The organism is Clostridium sp. TJA032 (assembly GCF_058310275.1).
The window spans coordinates 1,394,722-1,412,370 of record NZ_JBZEFB010000001.1; the positions used below are offsets into that span (position 1 = coordinate 1,394,722).

14 protein-coding genes are annotated in these 17,649 nt (G+C 26.2%); 5 read left to right on the plus strand and 9 right to left on the minus strand.

The genetic code is table 11. The annotated features are described in order from the left end of the window. Positions 1-356 precede the first annotated feature (356 nt). On the minus strand, positions 357-1,886 hold the full coding sequence (locus tag AC4FRL_RS06435) for a response regulator (RefSeq protein WP_491139378.1): 1,530 nt from the start codon (positions 1,884-1,886) through the stop codon (positions 357-359). A gap of 1 nt (position 1,887) precedes the next feature. Further along, positions 1,888-3,627, minus strand: coding sequence for a cache domain-containing sensor histidine kinase (locus AC4FRL_RS06440; protein ID WP_491139379.1), 1,740 nt, complete (start codon positions 3,625-3,627; stop codon positions 1,888-1,890). A 220-nt stretch (positions 3,628-3,847) separates the two neighbouring features. Between AC4FRL_RS06440 and AC4FRL_RS06445 the strand changes: the two genes are divergently transcribed. The 3 genes from AC4FRL_RS06445 to AC4FRL_RS06455 all read left to right on the plus strand — a co-directional run bounded on the left by AC4FRL_RS06445 (position 3,848) and on the right by AC4FRL_RS06455 (position 6,660). Continuing rightward, positions 3,848-4,525 (plus strand): DUF624 domain-containing protein, encoded by a 678-nt coding sequence (locus AC4FRL_RS06445; protein WP_491139380.1) that lies wholly within the window; start codon positions 3,848-3,850, stop codon positions 4,523-4,525. A gap of 266 nt (positions 4,526-4,791) precedes the next feature. After that, a complete protein-coding gene (locus tag AC4FRL_RS06450) occupies positions 4,792-6,129 on the plus strand; it encodes a lipid II:glycine glycyltransferase FemX (RefSeq protein ID WP_491139381.1) in 1,338 nt (445 codons plus the stop codon). A 225-nt stretch (positions 6,130-6,354) separates the two neighbouring features. Then, positions 6,355-6,660 carry a PadR family transcriptional regulator gene (locus AC4FRL_RS06455; protein ID WP_491139382.1) on the plus strand — a complete coding sequence of 102 codons (306 nt, stop codon included), beginning with the start codon at positions 6,355-6,357 and terminating at the stop codon, positions 6,658-6,660. Positions 6,661-6,702: 42 nt separating this feature from the next. On the opposite strand, the gene AC4FRL_RS06460 is transcribed toward AC4FRL_RS06455, so the two are convergent. Together AC4FRL_RS06460 and AC4FRL_RS06465 are read right to left on the minus strand one after the other, a co-directional pair. Then, positions 6,703-7,437: an amino acid ABC transporter ATP-binding protein gene (locus tag AC4FRL_RS06460; RefSeq protein WP_491139383.1), complete on the minus strand. Its 735-nt coding sequence runs from the start codon at positions 7,435-7,437 to the stop codon at positions 6,703-6,705. An 18-nt stretch (positions 7,438-7,455) separates the two neighbouring features. Further along, complete coding sequence (locus AC4FRL_RS06465; protein WP_491139384.1) at positions 7,456-8,958, minus strand: ABC transporter permease subunit; 1,503 nt, start codon at positions 8,956-8,958, stop codon at positions 7,456-7,458. A 167-nt stretch (positions 8,959-9,125) separates the two neighbouring features. Between AC4FRL_RS06465 and AC4FRL_RS06470 the strand changes: the two genes are divergently transcribed. Continuing rightward, positions 9,126-9,905, plus strand: coding sequence for an EFR1 family ferrodoxin (locus AC4FRL_RS06470; protein ID WP_491139385.1), 780 nt, complete (start codon positions 9,126-9,128; stop codon positions 9,903-9,905). 315 nt (positions 9,906-10,220) lie between these two features. On the opposite strand, the gene AC4FRL_RS06475 is transcribed toward AC4FRL_RS06470, so the two are convergent. From AC4FRL_RS06475 to AC4FRL_RS06485, 3 genes are all read right to left on the minus strand, one after another. Further along, on the minus strand, positions 10,221-10,616 hold the full coding sequence (locus AC4FRL_RS06475; protein ID WP_491139386.1) for a hypothetical protein: 396 nt from the start codon (positions 10,614-10,616) through the stop codon (positions 10,221-10,223). A 77-nt stretch (positions 10,617-10,693) separates the two neighbouring features. Beyond that, entirely contained in the window at positions 10,694-10,981 is a 288-nt protein-coding gene (locus AC4FRL_RS06480; protein ID WP_491139387.1) for a DUF503 domain-containing protein, read from the minus strand. Between the two features lie 12 nt (positions 10,982-10,993). Next, positions 10,994-12,751 (minus strand): SUV3 family DEAD/DEAH box RNA helicase, encoded by a 1,758-nt coding sequence (locus tag AC4FRL_RS06485; protein WP_491139388.1) that lies wholly within the window; start codon positions 12,749-12,751, stop codon positions 10,994-10,996. Between the two features lie 253 nt (positions 12,752-13,004). On the opposite strand from AC4FRL_RS06485, the gene AC4FRL_RS06490 reads away from it, so the two are divergent. After that, positions 13,005-13,865, plus strand: coding sequence for a 50S ribosomal protein L11 methyltransferase (locus AC4FRL_RS06490; protein WP_491139389.1), 861 nt, complete (start codon positions 13,005-13,007; stop codon positions 13,863-13,865). A gap of 56 nt (positions 13,866-13,921) precedes the next feature. Here the strand turns inward: AC4FRL_RS06490 and AC4FRL_RS06495 are convergent, their stop codons facing one another. Together AC4FRL_RS06495 and AC4FRL_RS06500 are read right to left on the minus strand one after the other, a co-directional pair. Then, positions 13,922-15,676 carry a S8 family peptidase gene (locus tag AC4FRL_RS06495; RefSeq protein WP_491139390.1) on the minus strand — a complete coding sequence of 585 codons (1,755 nt, stop codon included), beginning with the start codon at positions 15,674-15,676 and terminating at the stop codon, positions 13,922-13,924. Then, entirely contained in the window at positions 15,666-17,525 is a 1,860-nt protein-coding gene (locus AC4FRL_RS06500) for a S8 family peptidase (RefSeq protein ID WP_491139534.1), read from the minus strand. Before AC4FRL_RS06500 ends, AC4FRL_RS06495 begins: the two co-directional genes overlap by 11 nt. Positions 17,526-17,649 lie beyond the last annotated feature (124 nt).

The following is a 17,649-nucleotide window of genomic DNA, read 5'->3' on the forward strand; positions in this document are numbered from 1 at the left end:
AATCTTATCACCTAAAATCTATTGGGAAAAGTTGAAAATATTTAGTTTTACTGTATAAATTTTAACTACAAAGGTGGAAAAATTTTAATAACAATAGAAAATCCATAAAATATATAATTTATATACTTCTTTATAAAGTTCCCCTAAATTAAAGCCTTTTAATACTCTACTTTAGTTTAAAATAGTAAAGCTATTTCTTTTTCATATCCTTAGATTTAAGAAATTATTATATTAGTATTTTTCATTAAATTTAAAATAAATTTCTTATTTTTTATTTGCATAAAAAAACTACACCTAAATTTTAAATTTAAATAAATTAATAAATTTAAGTGCAGCTTAATTTTCTATTTTATTTTCTAATAATTTTTTATATTTCTTAAAGTAGATGGACAAACTCCATAGTATTTTTTAAACTTCCTATAAAAATAACTTGTATCTAAATATCCTACCTTTTTAGCTATATCATTTATTTTCATATTTGTGTTTAATATAAGTTCTTTAGCCTTCATATTTTTTGTTTTATTTAAATATTCTGAAAAAGAACAACCAACTTCTTTAGTAAATATTTGTCCTAAGTAAGAAGTATTTATGTGATATTTTTGAGCTAAGGTTTTAAGACTAACCTCCTCATAATAATTTTCATTTACGTAGCTTATTATTTGCTGAATTACAGGACTATATTTTATAGTTGTAGGGTGCATAAGCTCTATAACTTCTCTAATTTCACTACATAATAAAGTTTTAATATTTTCCCTTGTATCCTCTCCACAAAGGGCAACAATTTCCTCGCCTAAGCTATTTCCAGTATATTGTTTTAAAACCTTAAATTCTTCTACAATACCATCTAGTAAAAATAGAATCTTTACAGATAAATCATATATATTTCTTGGATTTAAATTCTTGTCTTCTACAGTTTCCTCTATAATCTTTTCTGCACCCTCTATATCCTTTGCTATTATTCTTTTATTTATTTTATCTAAAACTTCAGTAAAGTTTACATTATTTTCGTGAATATATTTTACATCATCTTTTATTATGCATTTATTATATCCTAGTGTAAGCACATATTTTTTCAAATCATTTGCTTCTTTATAACTTTTATTAATATCCTTAAGTTCTAAAGCTAAATCACCAACACTAAGAAATACTTCTATTCCATATTCATTTATTATTTCTTCTTTAATTTTTTCATAATAATTTTTTATTTCTTTTTTATCTAAAACCTTTTTCCATGAATTTATAAGTATTATTTCTTCATCTAAAGTGTATATTATCTCAAAGTCTTTTTTAAAATTTCTTTTTATAATGTCAACTATATTGTTTAAAATTTCTCCATTATCATATATACTTTTAGTATTTATTATACATAAAGAATAAAGTTCTTCCTCTAAACTTATATCTAAATTATCTTTATTTTCAAAGATTTCATCTTTAGATAATTTACCCTTTATTATTTTAATTAAAAGATTATGCTTTTCTAAGGTTGAATTACCTTCTTTATTCTCTCTTTCCTCATTTAACTTTTCTACGGTTCTTTTTAAAGTTTTTTCTAATTCTTCCTCATCAATAGGCTTTAATATATAGTTTTCAACACCTAGTTCTATAGCCTTTTTAGCATAGGAAAAATCATCATAACCACTTAATATTATAAACTTAACCTTAGAATTTATTTTTTTTAATTCCTTTAAAAGCTCTAATCCTGTAACCTGTGGCATATTAATATCTGTAACTACTATATCCACAGGATTTTCTTTAAACTTTTCTATGGCCTCTTGTCCATTACTTGCCTTGTTTGTAATTTTTAAACCTAAGTCTTCCCACTCAATTATGTTTTCAAGTCCTTGTAAAATTAAATTTTCATCATCAGCTAGCATAACACTATACATATTATTCTTCCACCTCTCTACATGGAAACTTTAAAATCATGTTAGTTCCCTTATTTTCCTCACTAGTAACAGTTAACCCGTAAGGTTCCCCATATTTAATTTTTATCCTTTCATGCACATTTAGCATTCCTATAGATTTTCCTGAGTGGTTGCACTCTATTATTCGTTTATTTATCTCAACTAATTTATCCTTAGGAATTCCCCTACCATTATCTATAATTTCTACAATTATATCATCTAAATGTTTATAGATATATATTTTTAATTCATTATCTTCTCTCTCTAACCTTATACCATGTACAAAATAATTTTCAATTAATGGTTGAAGAGTAAATTTAATTATTCCCTTATCATATAAATCTTCTTCACATTCTATTGAATATTTAAATTTATCATTATATCTGAATTTAAATAACTCTAAATATTTATTGCAATATTCTATCTCTTGTTTTATAGAAACTATAAGATTTCCCTTAACTTGACTTCTAAATAAAAAAGCTAAGCTATATAACATCTTCCCAACTTCTTTATCTCCATTACATATAGCCTTCATTCTTATAGATTCTAAAGTATTATAAAGAAAATGAGGATTAATTTGATTTTGAAGGGCTACAATTTCTGCCTCCCTTTGTCTAATCTCTGCTAAGTAACTTCTTTTTATATAATCATTTAACTTTTCACACATTTTATTAAAATTATCTGCAATAAAAGTTATTTCATCTTTTTCATTACTTACTGGTATATGTGTTTTTAAATCTCCATTTTCGACCTTCTCCATAGCTAAAACAATAGAATCCATTCTACTGCTTAAATTTTTAAACTTTATATATAAAACAATTTCTGCAATTATAAATAAAAACAAACTAACTAATATAGCAGAAATTTTAAAAACTAAAGGTACCTTAGTTGCTTTATTTGCCTTCATTCTAACTACAGTTATTAAGCCATTATTGTCAGGAAGCATATCAACATAATAATTTTCTTCTAAAGAAACCTCATGACTTCCTACTTGTAATTCGTCAAAATAAGGATACTTTTCATAATCATAAATATTTTCAGAATCATATAAAATCATTCCATCTTTATTTAATATTAAAACCTCTGATGAAGTATCTTTATATCTTTTTATTACATCGCTAATTCCACCTATATCATAGGTTGTCATAAGCATTCCCTCTGGTTTTAAAGAAGCTGAATCTCTAATTTCATTACTTATAGTAAATTCATTTTTATTATGTATAGTTTTTTCAAGATTTTCTTTACTTAAAAACTCATTAGAATTAAATGGATAACTCTTTATCTCTCCCTTTCTATTAAATATAGAAATTTCATTTCTTGAATAACTTACAAAAGATATATTCTTTAAAAAATTATTTAATTGAAAAGAGTTCTTAACAAAGCTCTCTATCCCATTATAATAAAGCTTATCACTTGATGTATAATAATCTAACTTCCCTCTTATATATTCTACTAAATCTACATTTAAATATTTTATAACATCATTTAATCTAAACTCATCTTCATATAGCATATTCATAATTCTTCTTGAAGTATTGCTATTATACTCTAAAGATTCATTTACATCTTGAAGTATCTTATCATTTATATAAAGATTATTTCTTTTTATCTCTTCAGAAGTTTTACTTAAAAAATATATTAATAAAATACTTACAACAGAGAATATAACTATTGTATATGTTATAAATAATCTTTTATAAATATTTGATTTACTAAACTTCATTTAATTTTCCCCATCCCCTTAAATTACCTTAGTTAATTTTTATTAAATCACATTCTTTATAATCTGCAAAGCTTATAAAATAATGATAATTTATGGTTTTTATGTATTTTTTATGGTTTCTTTTCGAATTAACGAATATTTAAATTGTTTTTATTTATCACTTATCATAAACTATAATTACATTATTTAAACCATTACATTATTTTATGGAGTGATAAAAATGAGTGAATTTTTTAATCTTGAAAAAATACTTAGTTTTTTTAATTATATCTTTTGGTTTTTTATGCTTAATATATTTTTCTGCATATTAAATATACCAGTAATTTTGTTTTTCCTTTTTGTAGGTCTTAGTAATATAACTACATATCTTCCTTTATTTTTAGTTTCCTTAATTCCATTTGGGGCAAGCTTTACTGCCTTACTTTATTGCATGAGAAAACTAGTAAAATATAAGGATTTAGATTTAGTTAGAGATTTTATTAAGGGTTTAAAATACAACTGGAAACAAGCTACCTTAATGTGGTGTGGAGAACTTGTTTTAATATTCCTTTTAAGCTTTAATTTAAGAATTTTCTCTACAGTTTACTATAGTTTTCCTTTAGCTTGTTTATTTATAGTTTTAATGGTTTTAACCCTATTAACTACAACTTACATTTTTGTATTAATATCAAGATTTTCAATGAGTTCAATGGAAATTTTAAGAGCTAGCGTAATTTTAACTTTTACTAAACCTATGCTTTCTATTGGTAATATAGTTATATTTTTATTTTCCCTTATGCTATTTGAAATAAGTCCTGGAACTACAGTACTTTTCATGGCTAGCATAGTTTCATATTTAATTATGTTTTTAAATAGAAATCTTTTAGAAAGTTTAGAAAGCCAAAGCGCTACTGCTTAAAAATAAATAGTTTATAAACTAATTTTAAATAAAACTTGTAAAGTTATTCAAAGAAATTTTTATGAAATTTTTAATAACTTTACAAGTTTTTTAGTTATATAAGTATTAAATTATTTAATTTTTACAAAGCTTACATAAAGCACTAATATTCCTGTATAATAGCAATGTTATACTTGAACAGAAAATTATTTCATATTACAATATACTTATTATGTCTTAATGTATATATATGTTTAGAACTGATGAAGTTTAAGGAGGAAACTAAATTGTATAAATTTGTAGAGATAAATTCATCAGAAATTGATAAATTTAATGAAACTAATAAAAAAGGCCACATATTTCAAACTTCTTATTGGGCTGAATTAAAAAAGGACTGGAAAAAGAAGTTTATAGCAGGATATGATAATGAAAATAACTTAGTTATAACTGCCACAATACTTTTAAGAAAAGCACCATACATAAATAAATATATGGGATATATTCCAAGAAGTTTTACATGTGACTACAACAACAAAAAATTATTAATAGAATTTACTGAATATCTAAGAGATTTTGCTAAAAAAAATAATATAAGCTTCATAACAATAGACCCAGATATTCATTTAAAAGAAAATGAAGAAGCTCTTGCAGAGGGAACTGAAATAAAGAACTTCTTAAAAAGTTTAGGATACAAAAATACAGATAGCAAAAACTTTGAAGCTATACAACCAAACTTTGTCTTTAGATTACCTCTTCCTACTGAAGGAAATAAAATGGATATTAAAAAAGCAGTATTTAAAAAATTCTCTAGCAAAACTAGATATAATATAAAGGTTGCTGAAGAAAGAGGACTATCTGTTGAAGTTTATGATAAGGAAACTTTAAATGATGCTGTCTTAGATAGATTTCATGAAATCATGGTTACAACAGGAAAAAGAGATAATTTCCTAGTTAGACACAAGGAATATTTTAAGGATATGATAGATTATCTTTATCCACATTGTAGACTATACATGGTTAAGTATAGCTATGAAAATGACTTTAACAGACTTTCTGAAAAACTTTCAAAACAAGAAGAAGCAAAAACTAAGGCAATAAAAAAAATAGAAGAACTTAAAGTAAAACTTGAGGCTGAAAGTGATGAAGATAAAAAATCAAGAATCGAAAAGAAAATAACAGACCAAGATAAGAGACTTAAAGAAGCAGAAAGACAAATAGAAGGCTTTAAAAAGAAAATATCTGATATTGAACCTTTTAAAGGACAAGAAATTTATTTATCTGGTTCAATTTATTTATATTATGGAAATAAAGCATGGTATCTTTATGGTGCTTCAGAAAATATCCTAAGAGATACAATGCCAAACTTTGCAATGCAATGGTCTATGATTTGCGATTCTATTGATTTAGGTTGCGACCTTTATGACTTTAGAGGAGTATCAGGAGATTTAAATCCTGAAAACCCATTATACGGACTTTATAAATTCAAAAAAGGATTTAATGGAAACTTTGTAGAATTTATTGGAGAGTTTGATATTGTTATAGATAACGGAATATATAATCTTTATAAAAAGGCATTTCCACAATTTAAAAAGATAAGAAATGCACTAATGAATAAAAAACAATAAAAAGAGTGCTAATTAGCACTCTTTTTTCTCTGTCTTAAAGCCCTCTTAAAAATTATAATTTATTAAATTAATTATATTAAGCTATATTTTTATATAAATTTTAAAAATTAATCATTAATATTAATATTTTAATTTAGAATAATTAAATAGTATAATATAATTAAGATATAAATTTATCAATCTATTTTCGATATCGTATATATTTATTTATAGGAGATGACCATAATGCAGGATAAAGTTTTAAGAAAATTATTTTTAGGTTTTATACACATTCATATTTTACATCATGCAAAAGTCGAACCTTTTTTCGGCTCAAAAATGATTGAGGAACTTAGAGAACATGGTTACTCTATGAGCCCTGGCACTTTATATCCTATTTTGCATAATATGGAAAGAGATGGCTTATTATTAAGAAAAGATAGATTAATAGAGGGTAAAATTAGAAAATATTATAGTCTTACAGAAGAAGGCGATGAAATACTAGAAGAAGCAACTAATAAAGCCTTTGAATTATTTAAAAAGATAAAATAAAAAATAATGGAGTTAGCTTATATTAAACTAACTCCATTATTTTTAATTTATAAACCTTTCTAAAAACTGTTTTGTTCTTTCATTCTTAGGTTTCTTGAAAATCTCATTAGGTGTTCCTTCTTCTATAACTACTCCACCCTCCATAAAAACAACTCTATCTGCTACATCTCTAGCAAAACTCATTTCATGAGTTACAATTATCATTGTTTTATGCTCTTTTGCTAAATCCTTTATTACAGATAATACTTCTCCAACTAACTCTGGGTCTAATGCTGAAGTTGGCTCGTCAAATAAAGTAACATTAGGATTTATAGCCATAGCTCTAGCTATACTAACTCTTTGTTTTTGTCCACCTGATAAAGTTTTAGGATAACTGTCTTTTTTACTGTCCATCCCTACCTTTTTTAAACTTTCAATTGCAATTTCTTCTGCAATTTTTTTATTCATCTTTTTAACTACAATCAATGCTTCAGTAACATTTTGCAAAACTGTTTTATTATTAAATAAATTATAATGTTGAAAAACCATTGCTGATTGCTTCCTTAAAAGATTAATTTCCTTTTTACTTGCCTTTTCTGCATTTATTTTAACTTCACCAAGAGTAATCTCACCTTTTTCTGGGACTTCTAAATAATTTAAGCATCTTAAAAAAGTTGACTTTCCCGAACCTGAGGGACCAATTATTACAACAACTTCCCCCTTATTAACCTCTAAGTTAACATCCTTTAAAACTTCTAAATTTTTATAACTTTTTTTAAGATTTTTAACCTTTATCATAATAAATTAATCCCCCTTTTAATAAACAGAAAGTTTTCTTTCAAGAAGCTTTTGTAGATAATTGAAAAATCCTATAATTACCCAGTACATTAAAGCAACTACTATATAACTTTCAAAGAATTTATAACTTGCAGAGGCTTCCATCTGTGCTTTAGCTAATAATTCAACAACACCTAAAGTAAATGCTAGAGAGGAACCTTTTACAGTATCTACAAATATATTACCTAAAGGTGGTATTGCTATTTTAAAAGCCTGTGGAAAAACTACTCTTCTTAAAGCTTGCCCCTTCGTCATACCTAAAGATAAACAAGCTTCCATCTGTCCCTTCTCTATGGCATCTATTGAAGAACGTAAAACTTCTGCTACATAAGCTGAAGCATTTAATCCTAATCCTATTAAAGCAGCTGTAAACGCACTCATATTCTGAAGTGGTGGTATTATTTGAGGTATACCAAAATAAAGTAAAAATAATTGAACTAAGAGAGGTGTCCCTCTAAAGAATGAGATATAAACTTCAGCTAATTGCTTTATTACAGGAATCTTGTAAAGTCTTATAATAGCTAAAACTACACCTACTATTAGACCTAATAACATTCCAAATACTGATAAAGCAATAGTTACCTTAACAGCCTTAAATAGCATAGGTATTAATTTTAAAGAGTACATAAAGTCAAAGGATAAAGTGTTACTTTCATTTCCTTCTAAAATACTTCCTCCACTTTCATTATTAGGAACAGTTACATTAATTCCTAACCATTTATCAGAAATATTTTTTAAAGTTCCATCTTTTCTAAATTCCTCTAAGGTTTTATTTACCTTATCTCTTAGGATTTCTCCTTTTTCATCTTTAACAAAAGGATATGCATTTTCTATTTTATCTATTGGCTCTCCTGCTAGCTTAAGATTTAAGTCTTTTTCTTTTATTGCAGCTATAGCAGAAACTCTATCTATAACAACTGCATCAATTCTTCCAAGTAAAAGTTCATTAAAAGCTGCATCTGTATTTTGATATGTAATTATTTTTATCTCATTATTTTTATCCTTATCTTTAACTATCTTTTCATAATTACTACCTAAATCAACGCCAACTTTTTTTCCAATTAAATCATTAAAGGATTTAATTGAATCATTTCCATTTTTAACTATAATCTGAGCTCCACTATAAACGTATGGAACTGAAAAATAATATTTTTCTTCTCTTTCTTTACTTACAGTTATTTGATTTGCTATGGTATCAACCTTACCACTTTCAAGCATTCCAAATAATCCACTAAAAGATGCTGTTTTAAATTCTATTTTATAACCTAACTTTTTACCTATTTCATTCCAAAGGTCAATTTCAAAGCCCTTTAATTCTCCCCCTTCTAAGAATGTAAAAGGATAATAAGTTCCTGAAGTAGCTACAGTTAAAGTTTCTTTTTCTCTACTTCCTTCCTTGCTATTATTTTTAGACACACATCCTATAAATGCCATCATTAAAACAATAATAGCCAAAAATAACGCCACTAATTTCTTTTTCATTAGATTAAACCTCTTTCCCCTTTAATATATTTTAAATTATATGAATCCCTATCAAAATTGTCAACATTAAATAATTTTTATATAATTATATTTGTCCTTTGTATAGAAATTATGTATTTTTAATATTAAAATGTATGTAATAAATTTTTAAGTAAGGAGCTTTATTTATGGAAAAAGCTTTAATATTTTATTTTTCTACCTCTGGCAATTCTCTTTATGTTGCCAAAGAAATAAGTAATCATATAAAAAATTGTGAAATCTTATCTATAGTTGATGAATATTATAAAGGAAACTTTGAATATGAGAATAACTTGATAGGATTTGTATATCCAATATATGCCTCAGGAATTCCTCCTATGGTAGAGGAGTTTATTTCTAAGATAAAATTAAATAAAAAAGCTTATATATTTGCTGCTGAATGTACTGGTGGTGGAAAAGGTATAAGCTTTTTTATAATCAATAAAATTCTTTCTAAAAAAAATCTAAGATTAAAAAATGGGGAAAAATTTTTATTAAATTCAAACTATATAAGATTTGGTAAAAATCCTAAAAATTATGAAGAGGCTAAGCTTGTTATAGATGCAAATAAACTTAAAATAAAAACTTTTTCCCTCTCTATAATTAATAAAGAGGAAATACTTTTAAAAGAAAAACTTATTTTCTTTAATATGATTTTATACAAATTATGGAAAGATAAATTTAAAAATAAAGATAAAAAATTTAATACTAATGAATTTTGTACTGCTTGTGGTATTTGCTGTAGAATTTGTCCTAATAATAATATAGAAATCATAGATGAGAAACCTATTTGGAAGGGTAATTGTTGTGATTGCATGGGTTGTATAAATAATTGTCCACATCAATGTATAAATATAGGTAAAAAAACTAAAAAGAAAAATAGATATAAAAATCCCTATATTTTAACTTCAGAATTGTTAAAAAAATAAAAAGGGATAAGCTTTAAAAACTTATCCCTTCCTTAAATAAAAACACCTAATAATTTAAAAATAAATTTAAATTACCTAATATTTTTATTTAAGATAAACTTTTTAAATGAAATACACTTAAAAAGCTTTATAAAGCCTAAGATAAAATTAAGCTTTATATTTTTATTTTAGTTACGCCACTTACACAAAACTTATAAGTTTTGTCTTGCCATACACTAAAATTTAAAGTAACTTTCGGCAGAAATAATAATTAATCTCCTCCATGTTACATTATTATATTATCCCTTTTTTAAATTTATATTCATATTTTTAATATTAACTATATATATGTCCATCTATATTAGCTAAAATGTTGTCTATCTGATAATCATTTACATTTAACTGTATATTTTTATTTAAAAGCTTTGATATTAATTCTTTTTTCTCCTCTTCAAAGATAGAAGATTCTTGAATACTTTCTATAAGTTCATCTAATTTATATAATATACAAACTCCTTCATAAGCACCCATAGCAGTACAAATATTTTCTGTAGATTTCCACTCCGTCATGTCATACTCAGAATAATCAACTTTCTCACAATAAGTGCTTATTTGTTCTTGGTAGTATCTATTAATATATCTCTGCGCTCTATCTGTTTCTTCAAAGCCTACTACATTTCCATCTGGCATAACTAAAATATAATTATTTTCTGTAACTTCATATGAACTCATAATAAATTCCTCCTAAAGTTTCTTTATTTTAGTCTTTCCTATCTTAAATAGCTTATACTTTTTATCTTTAAATTTATTTAAAATAAATAGCTTTCATTTTCTATATTTATAATTTCAGCCTCTGTATTATTTTCTATAAAACTAATTAATTTTTCAAAAGTTGAATCTACTTGCTTTTTATCTCCACAAACTGCTGATATTCCAATTACTATAGTCTTGTGGATATCTTGGCTTTCAACTTCACCTATGGAAATATTGAATTTATTTTTTAATCTTTGAATTAAACTCCTAAGAACCATCCTTTTCTCCTTTAAAGAATGTACCCAAGAAGCTCTTAAAGTTATTTTTAAATTTAAAACCATCATAAAATCACCTTATTAAATTCTCATAAGAATATTATTTATTTCTTCACTTACTGAAAGTCTTTCTTCCTCAATCCAATTTAAGTCAAAGTTTAAATTAAATCTTTTGCTAAAGGAGTAATACATATTTACCCTTTGATAATATGTTTCTAAATCATATAAAGTTCCTGAATAACATTTAGGTTTAAATAATTCCTCTTGATTGTTTATAAATAACTGGTCAACAAAATTTAAAAACTGATTCATTAAATCATCCTTAGATATATCAAATGGAATTTTTAAAAGTTCCCATTGAATTTCCTCAAGAAGTTTATAAGGTTTTAATCTTTCTAATATTATTAAATATTCACTTATATCCATTTTTCTGTAATAGGGAACCTCACATTTTTTTGTGCTCCATAGAGCTAATTTCTCATTTAAGGGAAGATTATCAATTTCTAAAATTGCATCTGAAGGTCCTAAAACAGCTTTCTTTATACTAACATCTTCTTCTTCTAATCTTTCTTCAATAAATGCCTTGTTATCTCTATAAGTTGCTACATAACCAATGTTATATATACCTTTTCTTCCTGCTCTACCTGCAATTTGCTTAACCTCTTGTGAAGTCAACTCTCTCATTTGTTCTCCATCAAACTTGCTTATTGATAAGAAAATAATTCTTTTTATAGGAAGATTAACCCCCATTCCTATAGCATCTGTAGTTATTAAAATTTTATTGTTTCCATTTATAAATTCCTCATACTGTTTCTTTCTAACCTCTGGTGGTAAGTCTCCATATATTATTGAACACTTAATTCCCATCTGTGAATATTGCTCAGCCATTTGAAGAACTTTTTTCTTTGAAAATAATACTAAAGCATCTCCTTCTTGAACATTTTTAGGATGAAAACTTTCATCTTCTACAATAAGAGGAATATCCCTATGATATTCTATAATTTCATATTCTTCCTTACAATCTTCTATTATTTCTTTTAATATTTCCTTAGCATTTAAAGCACCACATATATGTATTTCGTTACAGTATAATCCTAATAAAGCTCTAGTCCATGCATATCCCCTTTGTGAATCATCTATCATCTGAATTTCATCTATAACTGCAACATCATATCTTTCATGTATATTAGCTTTTTCTATTGTGCAAGATACATGTGTTGCCTCTTCAAATAATATTTCCTCTTCGCCAGTTAAAAGATTACACCTAACCCCTTGATTATTTAATTTTTCAAAATTTTCTAAAGCTAATATTCTAAGTGGAGATAGATAAACCCCCTTATTACACTTTTTAAGTCTTTCCATAGCTGTATAAGTTTTTCCTGTGTTTGTTTCCCCTAAATGTAAATAAAACTTTCTTTTAAGCCTTCTCGTATTAGGATATTCTTCTTTCGGATTTTTAGGAAATTTCTCATCAAACTCTTTTTCTATAAGCTTTGGAATATGATGTTTTACAAGAAGTGTCATTATTCCAGAGTTTATAAACACATTATAATTATTTCTTAATACCTCATAAAAATCAAAGTTAGTATTATTTTTTTTATTGTAATCTTCTAATATTCTTTTCCCAACATTCTCTAACAATTCTTCATACCTATCATAAATATCCTGATAACCCTTTAAGCCCTCATTTTCCATTTCTTTTAGTTGTAAAATTTTTTTTCTTAAAGTTGATTCATGCTCAAAAAGTGCATAAACCTTTGAATGCTTTACTATATTTTCAATTTGATTTATTTGTCCTACTAATTTTTTATACTCTCTCTGAGCTGTATTTTTTTTCATTAAAATTCCTCCGAGTTAAAAATTCTAGTTATTTAACACCTAATATATATTTTAATTGTAATCTTTTTCTATAAATATCTCAAACTTTAGAAAATTATATATCTATAGATTTTATTCTTTTCAATTTATATTTTAATATTTATTGTCTTTATAAAATTATATTTTATATTGCTATATTAAAACTCATCCTCTTTTCTATATGCTATAATCTTTTTATAAATTATTTAAAATTTAACATAAGGAGATAAAATAAATGTTTATAATTACTTATAAAGTACCAAAAGAACTTGTTGATGAAAAAATAGAATTACTTCAAATAAATGATATATTCAATGTATATTATGAATCCCCTCTAGACATAACAACAGATATGTTTGGATATGGCTATAAAGAAAAGGAAAATGTTATAGTTTCTTTAAAAGTAGCTTTTGATGGAGAATTAATAGATTTTGAAAAATTTAAAGAAGAAGTTTCTTCATTAATTAATGAAACTCCTTCTTTAGTAGAGGAAGTTAAAAATGAATTTGAAGAATTTTATATAGACCCAATACATTTAAATGATGACTGGGTTTTATGTGCTCCTAAAGATAATTTTGAAGAAAAAAAGGAAATTTTCTTTAATCCTCAAGGTGCCTTTGGAACTGGTCTCCATGAAACTACTCAAGATATATTAAAATTTATAGTTAATGAAGACTTCAAAGGAAAATCTCTTCTTGATTTAGGCACAGGCTCTGGAATACTTTCAATAGCAGCTGGTGTTAAAGGTGCTTCTAAAATAGTAGCCGTAGATATAAGAGATGTAAAAGAAGAAGTTTATTTAAACGCTTCCTTAAACAACTTAGATAATATAGATGTAGTAGTTTGTAATGTTCTTTCTGAAGAATATATTTTAGATGAAAAATTTGATTGGATTTTTATAAATATAGGAGGAGAAGAAACCTCTATGTTTATGGATTTTATTGATGAACACATAAAAAAATCTGGTAAACTTTTAGTTTCAGGCTTAGTTGAATGGAGTTTTGATTGGGTTAAGGATAAAGTTGAAAGAAAAGGATTTAAACTAAATAAAAAATTTCAAACAAATGAATGGTGTACAGCAATATTTTCAAAATAAAATAAATACTCTAATTTTATATAAAATTAGAGTATTTTTAAACTTAAATTTAAAAATTAATTTGTCAAATTAAACATATTAAAAATATCTATCATACCATATCCCCACTCAGCGTTAGGATAAGTATCCCCTTTTCTTTTTCTTGTTCCTCTAGCAATAAAAGCCTTCAAAGTTTGAGAAAACATATATGGGTAATTCCCTTGAACTATTCCCCATTGGAAAAGTAATATGCAAATTCCTGCTACTATAGCCGCTGCAACACTTGTTCCATTTGCTAAAGTTGTTTTATTATTTGGTGCAACTGTTAAAGCATTAACTCCCCCTGCTGCGACATCTATTATATCTATATAATTATCTTGAAATCCTCTTCCTGAGTAATTTAGCTGAGTATTATTAAATTGATTATATGCAGCTACTGTTATTACAGAAGCACTTGTCCCAGGAACTGTTACTGTTCCATAAGGGTCAGAAGGTATCATTCTCGTTGTAGCCTTACTTATTCCTCTTGGTGGAAGCCAAATATCATATCTTCCTTCAACCTCTTTTAGTCCTCTAAACTTTAAGCTCCAAGTTCCTTGTTGCACATTATCTAATATAACAAGTATTAAAGAATCTTCATATATTTCTTCTGGAACATAATAACTTACCAAAACTGTCGTACGCTCAATGGTAAAATCATATCTATCACCTTTCCCAAAGAAAGGTTGTATTATTCCTGTTGTCCCTCCTGTTGGAGAAATTATTTCTATGGAAGCTATACTAGGTATTTGTACCCAAATTTCTAAAATTATCTTTTTTTGATTTTCATCAATATTAAATTCATGGGTGGTAGCCTGTCCATTATCCTTTATTATTCCAGAACCATGTAAAAGAGCAGTTCCTTCATTACCTGCCCCAGTTACTAAAGCAATTCCTCTACTTATTAATATTGAATCTAAAAATTCTTCTAACATACTAGTTCCCTTATGACTGCCTCTATTAGTTCCAAGAGGTAAATATATAATCATGCTACTAGAACCTTTTAAAAAATAAGAATATAGATACTGTATTCCAGTAAATATTTCAGTTATATTGTAAAGGGGAATTTCTATTTCATACTCCTTTTTATAGTAAAGAGACTGTGCAAGTTTAACAACTAAAAACTTACAATCAGGTGCAACACCCTTTAATCTTGGATTTTTACCTGAGGAACCAATTATTCCTGCCATAGCTGTTCCATGACCTATTTCATCCTTTGATGGTACTATAGAATATGGATCTCCTCCCTCTCTACTTAATTTTATAGCTTTATTTATATCCTCCTCTGAAAAAAACTTTCCATAAGGTAAATTATCCTCATGGGAATTTTCATTTAATACTGTTTGGTCCCATATACCTAAAATTCTAGTATTACCTTCTGAATCCATAAATTCTTCATTTAAATAATCTATTCCAGTATCTAAAATCCCTACAATTACCCCTTTACCTGTTAAATTAAAATAAGATTGTATTTGAACATATTCAACATTAGCAGCTTCTAGTGGACTTGTTTCTTGAAGAACATACCCTTCTGGATTTTTTATATAAGTAATACTGTCTATTTCAACATCCTTTCCATCTTCTTTTTTATATTTAATCATTGATACATCATTTTCATATTCTTGTAAATTTTTATCAATTGTTATAATAGCATATCTATTGTTTATTAATGTAGCATATATTCCCTCTTTTCCTGAAAACTCCTTTATAATATTACCTTGATATTGTACTAAATAATTTAAATAATTTTCATTGTTAAAAACATTCTTTGGAGCTGTAGACTTAAATTCCACTTAAATCACCTCCTAAAGTTAATTCCTTAGGAATTCTAACTAATAAATTTCCACAGTAATATTCCTTACAATCCTCATAATTATTTTCACTATCATAAGTATTATCCTTTAAACTTCTATAAGGTGCTAAAGGTACTGCTACTATATTTTTAAATATTTCATACAAATCTAAATATCCATATCCTGTAGATTCATTTGGATATACTTGTCCTGGTATCCTAGTAGCTCCATATATTAAATAACTTCTAACTTTGCTAGAATTCATTGTTCTATCATTTCCATTTATTATGCCCCATTGAAATAATAATGCACAAACTCCTGTAATTATAGCTGTAGCTGGTGAACTACCTGACATCTTTCCAACTCTTCCTCCTGGAAATAAAGTAAGCACATCTTTACCAGCTGTTGTTATATCAGGATTTATCCATCCATTAATATTAAAACCTTTTCCTGATTCTGCAAGTAAGGATTGAGTATTACTATTATAATAAGCAACACTTATTACATATCTTGCAGTTGATGGAACAGTAAGTGTATTTAAAGGATTAGGTTTAAGAAATTTTGTGTTTTCTGGTAATAAAGAACTTGGTGCTAACCATACATCATATCTCCCATTTGTTATATAATCTCCTCTTAATACAAAGGTCCATATTCCAGGTTTTATATCTTTAAATTCTATATAAATTAATTCATTTCCAGTAAAGGTATCTGGCACATAATATTTAATATTTACACTAGTATCTGTTAATATAAACTTAAAAGCTCTCTCTAAAGAAATTTTAGCATCTATAAATGAAGATTCTTCTCCACTTGGAGATATAATATTTAATGAAACTATATTAGGTCTTTGTACCCAAAAAGCTAAACTAAAATTTTTTATTTCTCTAGGTACTGATAACTCAACTTTATCCATGCCATTTTCTAGCTCTATAACTCCAGATGCATGACCTTGTGAGCTTCCTTCATTTCCAACTCCAGCAACTACTGCTATTCCTCTTATTGAACCTATAGTTGTTAAATATCTAGAAAAAAGACCTCTACCATCATGACTTGCTTCTGTACATCCTATGGCAAGACAAATAACTAGTGGCCTTTTCATTTTAAATGCATAATTTTTAAGATATTCTATACCTGCTATAATCTCTGCTTCATTATAAACTGGAACATCTTCTATTCCATTTTCTCTAAAGGTCTTTTCATAATTAAGAGAAGTAAGTAATTTAACTATTGCAAAATCACAATTTGGTGCAATCCCTTTAATAGTTCTATTATATCCTCTTGCCCCTATTATACTTGCTAATTTTGTTCCATGACCTATTTCATCCTTGCTATCTACTATTTCGTAAGGGTCTAATCCTTCTTCTTTTTTTCTAATTGCTTCATTTATATCATCATTATTAAAAATAGAACCTACATAAACGGAATCATCTGGTTTTTTAGTGCTTTTTTGGTCCCAAATAGTCAATATTCTAGAAGTATCATCCTCTCTCATAAACTCCTTGTTAAGATAGTCTATACCAGTATCAACTATTCCAACTATGACCTCACTACCATCTAAACCAAGATAAGGATTATTTACTATAGTTCCTATATTATCTGTTTCTTGTGGAGATATATCTTGTAAAACATAAGGCACCCTTGTTTGTATATATAATATAGAAGGTACATCTTTTCTAAGTTGCTTTAAATATTGAGGCGGCGTTGATACAACTCCTATGGTATCTGTAATAGCATCACCACAGGCATATGGTATTTTTTCTAATTCCTCTTTTAAATTACCTCTATATTCTACTAAGTAATCTGGAGAATCTTCACTTAAAAAATTTGGACATTGTGGCAAAGTTTCTATAACTTTTCACCTCTTTTAAATTAGTTCTTATTTTAATTTACTCTATAAATTAAATAATGTTACAAATAATAATATTTATAAAAGTATAAATTATTTAATAAAAAAAAGTGATAGCATATAAGCA